This window comes from Micromonospora sp. NPDC093243 (assembly GCF_044753725.1).
GTDB lineage: Bacteria > Actinomycetota > Actinomycetes > Mycobacteriales > Micromonosporaceae > Micromonospora.
In genome coordinates this window covers 189,784-198,293 of sequence record NZ_JBIVNT010000011.1, presented here as the reverse complement: position 1 = coordinate 198,293, position 8,510 = coordinate 189,784, and the positions used below count along the sequence as shown (strand labels likewise).

Here is an 8,510-nt window from a genome sequence, read left to right as displayed (position 1 = left end):
GACGACCCCGCAGACTTTTCGCTGACCGAGGCTACGACTACGACAAGTACCGCCGCATCCTCCGCCGCCGCGGCATCACCCCGAGGATCGCCCGCCGCGGCGTCGCCCACGGCTCCGGACTCGGCAAGACCCGCTGGGTAGTCGAGCGGGCCTTCGCCTGGCTCCACCAGTTCAAGCGGCTCCGCATCCGCTACGAGATACGCGCCGACCTCCACCATGGTCTGCTTCAACTCGCATGCAGCATCATCTGCCTGCGACGACTCAGAACCTCATTCTGAAACGATCAGTAAGACGGCGCGGGTAGAGGCCGTAAGCCACCGGCCCTGGGGCCTCTTTGTCACGTTGGCCCTGACCGCTCCGCGGCTTGCGGGTCGGCGGGATGGCAGCAGGCAGGGCTGCGACGGTCAGTCGAAGATTTGGATCCCTAGGACGAACACCGCGAATGATGTTCCGAGCAGGGCGGCCACGCCGATGACGATCAGCGCTGTCCCGACCAGATCATTGATCCGGCTGACCGGGGCGGGTAGCCGGTCCTTGAAGCAGTTGAGGATGTGATTCGGCACGGACACGAGCAGGAAGAGCGCGATGGCAACGGTCAGGCCAGCGTTGCTTTCGAACCTGCCTGCGGCGGCACCGCAGAGGTAGACCACTCCGACGATATTGGCGACGAGGCCGGCCAGGACGCCACGGGCGAGTGTTGCCCTGGTGGAGAAGTGCGGTCGCGTGTCGGTCACTGGCACAGGATGACCGATGCGAGCCAGGTCCCGCCATGCCGAGGTGGAGCGGGCGTGCGATCGGGCTACCCGCTCGGGCTCAAGGCAATCGATCGTGACACAGGACGAGACGTTTGGAAGTTCCTGATCCTGGCAGAGTTCCGGTCGGCGATTTGTCTGCCATTTATCTGCCGCCGAACCTGCGGCCCGGTCCTGATGGCGTGCGATGAGACTCGATGCTCGGTCCTGCCGGTGAGCGGCTCTCGCCGCCGCACCGGGATCGTCAGGACGGCGGCTTCGGATAGTGCGCAAGGTATCCGGCGAGGCGTGGCGGTAGCGGTCCGGCATCTGGATCGTGCAGGTGCCGCCAAATCCGGTTTTCTACCCAGAACCGGTAGGCGAACTCCTCGAACGAGGACGCGCATCGGTAGATCACTCCGAAGTCCTCGTCGTCGTCGTGGTAATCGAGGTCCAAGCCGTACGCGTGCACGACGAACGCCGGCTCCCCGCGGCGTAGGTACAGGTACCAGGTGACGCAGTCCTGTTGGTCGGACATGAAGCGGACGAGGAACGCGCCGGGCTCGACGGGGCTGAACGTTGGCAGCGGACGAAGCCTGGTCCAGCATCCGGTCACGGACACGGTGTCCAGCTCGGCTGCCCAGCCGTTCCAGGAGTAGAAGCCAAGGAAGTCGTCGGGCAGTGCCACACCGACGGCGGTGAGGCTCATCTCAAGGCGAGTCAGCAGGCCCATGTTGCCGGCGTCGCGCTGTCCTCGATCGCCCAGCCATCGGAAGCCGCCGAGAGCATCAAGCACGGACGGCACGCTGTCGAGCGGGTACCGCTCGTAGGTGTATCGACATGGGCGATATACCCCGAGATCCGTGGCGCACCACGAAGACGGCAAGTTGACCACCATGAGGGCACCCTAAAGATCATGAAGTCCCACGCCTACCCAGCCCCGGCTACCCGGTGTCGACGTCGGCATCTGCACATGCCCGGCATGCGCGGCCCGGGCCCCGGGCCGCGGTCGTTCGCTGCCTTCCTGCGGGGCCTTGACGTGGTTGGGCGTGTGGTTAGCCGATATCCCAGGAGGCGAGGTAGGCGCCGCAGTGCAAGCATCGAAATAGGTACGCCGTTGGCTCGCCGGTGCGGTCCAGTGAATGCAGGAGCAGGTCGGTGTCTTGAGGCGACCAGCCGAGCTGTCGGCAGTTCTCGCGGACCATGTCAAGGGCGTCTGCGTGGGCCTCCAGATCGCTGTAGCCGGCGGGTCCGAGGAACGCGGCGCCGTCGCCGCAGTGGTACAGCCACGATGGTTGCTGCCATCCGTGGAAGCCCGGTGTCCGCTGCGTGACCTTCTCGACTACGTCGAACGGTACGTCGTCGGGTACGTCGACGGCGTCGCTGAACTGGGCGTTCATGCCTGCGTCGAGCGCGGCGGTTGCGAGAGTCGCGGCTGCTTGACCGGAGTGGATGCATTGCAGGCACAGGCTGCCAGGCTGCTTGCCGTAGACGGGTCCCTCGTAGCGCACGTGGCGTTGATGCCCACAGACGCCGCACACGTGGTCGGTGCGCACGGCCGAGCCTGTCGCCACAGGGTCGGGGTGGTAGCGGAACACCGGCTCGGTCACGATGCCAATCATGCCAGCTCTTGATCATCGCCTCATGCCTGTCATGAGCCGCACTTCGGTGCTTGGTAATCATGAACGCCCACGAGATACCCGTTGTTTTAGCTCAGGTGGCGGCCATGCAAGTCGATCCCTGGCAACCGTGTGCCGCCACGCCGCTCGCGGCCGATCGTATGAGCCTTGAGGGTCAACCGCAGACGGTTTCCTACTGCCAATCGGCCGGCCGGGAGCAAATTGGGAACGCGTGGGCTAAGGGTCCTACGCAGCGTCCGACGGAGCCGTTGCTACTGGACCTGCCTGGCAAGCGTTGAGTTTGGCGGACGACCTGCGGGTCGAGCACGACCGCGGCCGAGGGCAGCAAGCGCCGTGTGGCGCCCGGTTCGGGGGAGCAGGTTGGGAGCAGCAGCGTGCCCTGAACGGCTCTGAACAGCCCTCAACGGCACGGAACAGCGCTCAACTGCACCCACCCCTGCCTGCAGGATGATCTACGACAACATCCGACGGAGTGTCGCAGGTCCCGATACCGATGTCTCACGCCCGTCCTGAGAGCGGACAGCGATGCGCCTAGATCGCCTCACCAGCATGTCGAGTCTCAGGACGTGCGTGACAGATCAGTCTCGACGTGGGTGACACGTCCGGCTAGACAATCTTCAGTTTGCTTGCGTTGGGTTATCCGAAGGAGCCGTCGTCGCGGTTGGCGAAGGCGGCGCATCCGTCGTGTTCGAAGCGGACCCGTCCGTCGAAGGGCGAGGCGGGGTTCGTGCAGGCACCGTAGTCGTGGCCGAGTTCGCCGTCGAGGGGGATCCAGAATCGACATCCGCCGCATTGCTCGTCGTACCAGGCTTCTGGGTAGGCCGGGTCGACGGTGTCGCGGTTGCGTTGTTTGATCCACCGCTGGTGGCAGTGGTTGTTGTGGTCCGCGTCGTTGCCGGTCCACGGTTTGCCCTGTGCCATGGGATCAGGGTGCGTCACGAGAGCCGATCGGAGGAGGGATTTTCTGGCGGGTAGGACGTCGAGGCGGCGTGCCCTTGCCGGGGCGGCTCCGGCTTGCGGACCTTGAATCGTGCGATGGGCTTGGTGGTGGTGCGGGGCACTTCGGTGAGGAGCTGGTCGCCGTTGTGGACGCGGAAGGTGGTGTCGGCGGCTTCGACGGTGAGGGTTGTTCCGGCGTGGGCGATGCCGACGTGGATGCGTTGCCCGGCGACGACCAGAGATCCTCGGCAGCTGACACGGCGTTCGACCCGGACCGGCTCGGGTGCCGGGGTGGGTGGTGGTCCGGCGGGGCGGGCGTCGCGGATACGGGCCTGTTCGGCCGGGGTGAGTGGGTTGGGCAGGCTGCGCAGCAGGACACCGTCGGCGGTGATCTGCATGAGGCCGCGGTCGAGTCGGACGGTGACACGCCTGCCGGCGAAGTGGTAGCCGACGGGGTGTTGCCGGCCGGCGAGGCCGATCAGGCCGGTGGCGTTGACGAGCCGTTCGACCTCGATCGGGGCACCGACCTGGACGGGCCCTGTGGTGATCGGTGGTGGCCCGGCGGGTTGGCCGTCGTCGTCGAGGAGCTGCCGCAGGTGGGCAGGGGTGAGCCGGGACGGCACGGTTTTGAGTCGGACACCGTCGATGAGCAGGTGGATGACGGTGGTGTCGGCCCAGAGGGTGACCGGGAGTCCGGCGCGGGTGGGGCTGAGCCAGAACTGTTGCCCGCAGACGGTGAGGTTGCCCGAGGCGGGAACGATCCGGGTGACCTCCACGGCCAGGCCGACACCTTCGCCGGTTGTCACTGGTGCGGCTGCAACGGTGGCCGACCCGGTGGGCGCCGGGGGGCATCGGCAGCGGCTTTCGGGGCGCGGGGATCGTGGTGGCCAGCGTCCGGGGCAGCCGCAGAGGCAGCTGCTCGTCGGCTGGTGGGGCGGTGAACCGGTCGGCGGGGAATGCCATGTTCAGGGACTGATGCGGCCGTTGGGGGTTGTATTCGTCCCGGAACGCGTCGATGGCGGCTTGGGCCTCTTCCGGGCTGGCCCAGACCTCGACCTCGTCGAGGAGTTCGCGTTGCAGGGTCTGGTGGAACCGTTCGACCTTGCCGGTAGTGGTCGGGGTGCGGGGTTTGGTGCTGCGGGCCACGATGCCGTTGTCGCGGCAGATGCGTTCGAACATCACCTCGGCCGGGCGGGGCTGGTTGAACCGGCCGGTGAACTGCTTACCGTTGTCCGTCAGGACCTCCTCGGGGATCCCGAACCGCTGCAAAGCCTCGGCGAAGGCCAGACACACGGCCCGGCCGGTGGCCCGGCTGACTACGGCAGCGATGACGCAGAACCGGGAGTGGTCATCCACGCCGGTGACGACCTTCGCCTCACCACCGTCAGCGAGCCGGATGCCGCCGACGACGTCCAGCTGCCACAGCTCCATCGGCCGGGTACGTTCCCACCGCTTGTAGTCCTCCCGAGGACGGCGGCGAGGCGTCGGGTTGACCAGGCCGTGTCGGATCAGCACCCGATGCACGGTGATCCGCGACGGGATCGGTCCAGGGCAGTCCCGGCGGCCGAGCTCGAAGACCAGACGACGGGCACCCCAGCGAGGATGGTTCCGGCGCAGCTCACAGATCAGCGCCTCCACCTCCGGCCGGGTCTGCCCAGGCGAGAAACGTGGCCGGCTGGACCGATCCGCCAGACCTTCCAGCCCCTCGTCGGCATACCAGGCCAACCAGCGATGCACCGCCTGACGGGAGACACCGAACCGTTCGGCGACATCGGTGACCGTGGACCCGGCCAGCACCTCTTGAACGGCGCGGTACCGCTGTTCCATCACGCACATCTCCACCAACACTCGGCGGAGTTTCACCCAGGTCCTGATACCGATGTGTCACGCAGGTCCCGAGACCGGACAATCGCCTCACCAGCATCCCCGTTCAAGTCTCTGTACGTCTTCTAGGGGCGGCCCTGAAACGGCCGCGCGCGCCGCCGCCTGGGCGCGCGCCAGTGCGGTGGCGCGAGTAGGGGCTGCCGCCGATCGAAGGGCAGTGGGAGCAAATTGGGAACACCGAGTTGGCTGTTTCGGGCCGGCGCTGGCCCGAGCCGGTCCTGGGTGCGCCTGCTGTCGGTGGCGGATGAGCTGCGGACGAGCGCGGCGTCGATTGACCGGCAGCAGCCCGGGTGTCGGCGTCGGCTCGGGGGAGCAGACTGGGAGCAACCGGGTGCCCTGAACGGGCTCCGAACGGCATCCAACCGCACCGAACAGCACTCAACTGCACCCACCGAATCGGGGCCATCGTGGACGGTAGGGAAGGCCGTGCTGGGCCGCTCAGCGGATTCGGGGAACCGGCATGCTGGCCGGTGCGATCGAGAGCCGATGGGACGTGGCCCGCATCAGCGGCAGGAAGGCCGCTCGGCATCTCCGAAGTCGAGTCCAGCTATCCGGCAGGAAGGCCGCGCTGGCGTGCTCGACGAGCGCCAGACTAGCACCGGGTGCCGACACGTCAACCCGACGTAACCCCGGAGTCTGAGAGGCCGTGCGGCCACCCAATGACGCGCTCGGCGGTGACGCCTCGAAGGTCGGCCCCGTTCCATCGAGCCCCGGTAACGTCCGTGCGTCCGTACGCCGGATCGTGCGTCATGACGTAGCTGAACCGTGCGTAGGACAGATCCGTGTCACGCAGGTCGGCATCCCGCAGATCGCAGCCAGCGAAGCTGACACCGCGGAGGGAGGCACCCCGGAGGTCGACGCCACGGAAGTCACACAACTTGAACGAGTGCCCGTCAAGGGTGCGATGTCGAAGATCGCGACCCGCGAACGATTTCCTCGTCGCGCCGGGCAGGATGCTCATCCGCGAACCGTAGCGTGGTCGCCCGTTGCCGAACCACCGGCTTTCTACGCACTCACTTGCGAGGCATTCACCGGCGCAGGACAGCCGCTCGTTAGCGTGTGTGGGAGGACTTTCTGTACGTCTATCAAGGCGGCCCGCAACGGGCCGCACGCGCCGCCGCCTGGGCGCGCGTCGGCCGCTGCCGCTGGCGCTCTGCGGCCGTCACGCCTACGCCCGTCGGCTGGCGCGGAAGGGGGGAAGCCCGGAGGGCCGCCGAAGACGAAAGGACCATTGCCGGTGGTGTGTGGGCCGGCAGCCGGCCGGGCCGCGCGGCCAAGACCCGCGCGGCGCAGGGGACCGCACGCCGGCCGCGTCGGCGAGTTGACGGCGGTCGCGGGGTTGCGGTTAGGGCGCCTCCGGCGGGGGCTCTCCGGCTCCGAGATGGCCGGGTGCTCCGCCGGCGGGTCACGGTCCGTGGGTGGTTGCGGTAGGCCATCCCGCCCGCCATCGACCCGGGCAAGCCGAGCAGACCACCGGCCGACCCGCCAGCATCCGAATCTGCGTCAAGGTCCGCTTGACGTGGCGGGCCGGGCGGCGGCCCGCTCCCCACGAGGGCGGGTCGACGGCAGACGAGATTGGGAGTGTGCTAGCTGGAGGTCAGCACCAGGAACGGGACAGCGATGAGCACAAGGACCGCGTATCGTCTCGACTCCACCCACGGAAGGAAGAGCGGCACATGCACGATCGCGGCCCAGTTATTCCAAGGTCAGTTGCGGCTCCGCTCGGCGCGGCGGTGTTCCTCACTGCACTTCTCTTGGCGGGCTGCTCACGACCAGCCGAATCGTCGGCTCAGCCCCCGGGGCAGCCGAAGCAGTCTCCTGCCCTGTCAACCCGCTTTGAGGCGCCCGAGCAGCTGGCTGGTCTTCCACGATCTCCCGATGCCTTCACCTACGAGCAAGCCAAACACGCCGCGAACCTCATCAAACAGTATGTGAGTCAACCGACCAGCACGTTCGGTGAGGTCTACACGAGTGAAACGTCCCTCACCGATTCGATCTCGATCAGCGCAGTGGCAGGAACGGTGGCCAACCCCACGGAAGCGCTGGACCGGCTTTACGCGACAACGCGTGATATTCAGGATGTACGTCCAGCAGAGCCTGGGCCGCTGGGTGGCGAGGCCCGCTGCGGCAGGAGCGACGAAGCCATGGCATATACGGTCACGATCTGCGGCTGGGCTGACAGCGGCAGTATCGGAATGCTGACCATCAAGTCTCTCGAAAAGAGGGATCGCCGGGACGAGTTCGGGATGCTCCGCGCGCAGGTGCAGCAGGCAACCACCGCCGATCCCTCATAGCGCCAGATCGCAAAAGCGGCATTGCTGTCTTCCCGCTGCCATGCCCGACCCACGTGAGCCGTCCCGCCAGGGTACCGACGGTGCAGATCAAGGAGCTTCCGGGCTCAGCGAAAGTCCACCCAGAGCCGATATGCCTGAAGCCCAGTCGATTGAGCAGCTGGGGGTCGGAACGGGGGTCGATGCAGCCCGATCCCGGACGCCGGCCGGGGCTACCGGTCCCACCGATCGTCGTAGGGCAGGGCGAGCAACCGTACGTCGTCGTGCAACTCGGCCGGCGCGTCGTGCTCCCGCACCGCGGCCGGCGCGTAACGCAGCACCCACAACGACAGCGCGAGGCACCAGGCGTCCTCGTCGTGCCAGCTGTCCCAGGGGAGCCTGTCCATCCGCAGGTCGTACATCCACTCCTCCACCGCTGCGACCAGCCGCCGCCGCGGCAACGGGACGGCCAGCAGCTCGGTCCAGGTGGACAACCAGGGGGTGAGCTTCGCGGTGACTCGACGACGAGCGCCAGGGCCTGGTGGGCGGGCACCTTCGCGTCGGGCTCGACGAGGAGGCACTTGACCCCAGCGGCATCCGAAGCGGTCACCTGTCGCCGCTCCCACACTGCGAGCGCCGTCCGACATCTCGGGCCGCCGAAATCCGCCGCGGCACCGCTGCCATGCGTTGACGAGGGTCGTTCAGGCCGACCTCCAGGGGCGGGCTGTTAACTGGGACGCTGATCCCACGGGCACGCCCCGACCACGCGCCTCTGGTTGGAGACCTCTCGGCGAACCCGGAGAGGTCCCACCGCAACTAGACTTGCGCGAGCCTTAGAGTTGCGCTGAGCGTCATCGACGGTGGGGCAATGGGTCGTGTCGTCCCGCCGAATTGAACTCCCACGCCGCTGGGGATGCCTGAATGATCACTCGCGCCTGAAGCCGGCTCGTGGTCCGGCGGGGGCCGCACCATAGTGACACTTATGGAGCCATCTCTTTGAATAACCATCATTGTGGTTATGGCGGTCTTGGTACCAGCGAGGGCTT

At 67.2% G+C, this 8,510-nt stretch carries 8 protein-coding genes and 1 pseudogene; 2 read left to right on the top strand and 7 right to left on the bottom strand.

The features are described from left to right. Positions 1-278 (top strand): transposase (locus ACIP9D_RS30550; RefSeq protein WP_350874233.1); only part of this gene is annotated, 278 nt, incomplete at its 5' end. A 126-nt stretch (positions 279-404) separates the two neighbouring features. Here the strand turns inward: ACIP9D_RS30550 and ACIP9D_RS30545 are convergent. The 6 genes and pseudogenes from ACIP9D_RS30545 to ACIP9D_RS30520 all read right to left on the bottom strand — a co-directional run bounded on the left by ACIP9D_RS30545 (position 405) and on the right by ACIP9D_RS30520 (position 6,155). Beyond that, on the bottom strand, positions 405-734 hold the full coding sequence (locus ACIP9D_RS30545; RefSeq protein ID WP_350874234.1) for a hypothetical protein: 330 nt from the start codon (positions 732-734) through the stop codon (positions 405-407). 262 nt (positions 735-996) lie between these two features. After that, on the bottom strand, positions 997-1,629 hold the full coding sequence (locus tag ACIP9D_RS30540; protein ID WP_350874235.1) for a hypothetical protein: 633 nt from the start codon (positions 1,627-1,629) through the stop codon (positions 997-999). 157 nt (positions 1,630-1,786) lie between these two features. Next, on the bottom strand, positions 1,787-2,341 hold the full coding sequence (locus tag ACIP9D_RS30535; protein ID WP_350874236.1) for a CbrC family protein: 555 nt from the start codon (positions 2,339-2,341) through the stop codon (positions 1,787-1,789). Positions 2,342-3,007: 666 nt separating this feature from the next. Then, positions 3,008-3,292 (bottom strand): DUF3027 domain-containing protein, encoded by a 285-nt coding sequence (locus ACIP9D_RS30530; protein ID WP_350874237.1) that lies wholly within the window; start codon positions 3,290-3,292, stop codon positions 3,008-3,010. A gap of 14 nt (positions 3,293-3,306) precedes the next feature. Beyond that, a pseudogene (locus tag ACIP9D_RS30525) lies at positions 3,307-5,146 on the bottom strand (IS481 family transposase). A 661-nt stretch (positions 5,147-5,807) separates the two neighbouring features. Beyond that, positions 5,808-6,155: a pentapeptide repeat-containing protein gene (locus ACIP9D_RS30520; RefSeq protein WP_350874238.1), complete on the bottom strand. Its 348-nt coding sequence runs from the start codon at positions 6,153-6,155 to the stop codon at positions 5,808-5,810. A 772-nt stretch (positions 6,156-6,927) separates the two neighbouring features. Between ACIP9D_RS30520 and ACIP9D_RS30515 the strand changes: the two genes are divergently transcribed. After that, positions 6,928-7,488, top strand: coding sequence for a hypothetical protein (locus tag ACIP9D_RS30515; protein ID WP_350874239.1), 561 nt, complete (start codon positions 6,928-6,930; stop codon positions 7,486-7,488). Positions 7,489-7,697: 209 nt separating this feature from the next. On the opposite strand, the gene ACIP9D_RS30510 is transcribed toward ACIP9D_RS30515, so the two are convergent. Beyond that, positions 7,698-7,958, bottom strand: coding sequence for a hypothetical protein (locus ACIP9D_RS30510; RefSeq protein ID WP_350874240.1), 261 nt, complete (start codon positions 7,956-7,958; stop codon positions 7,698-7,700). Between the last annotated feature and the right edge of the window lie 552 nt (positions 7,959-8,510).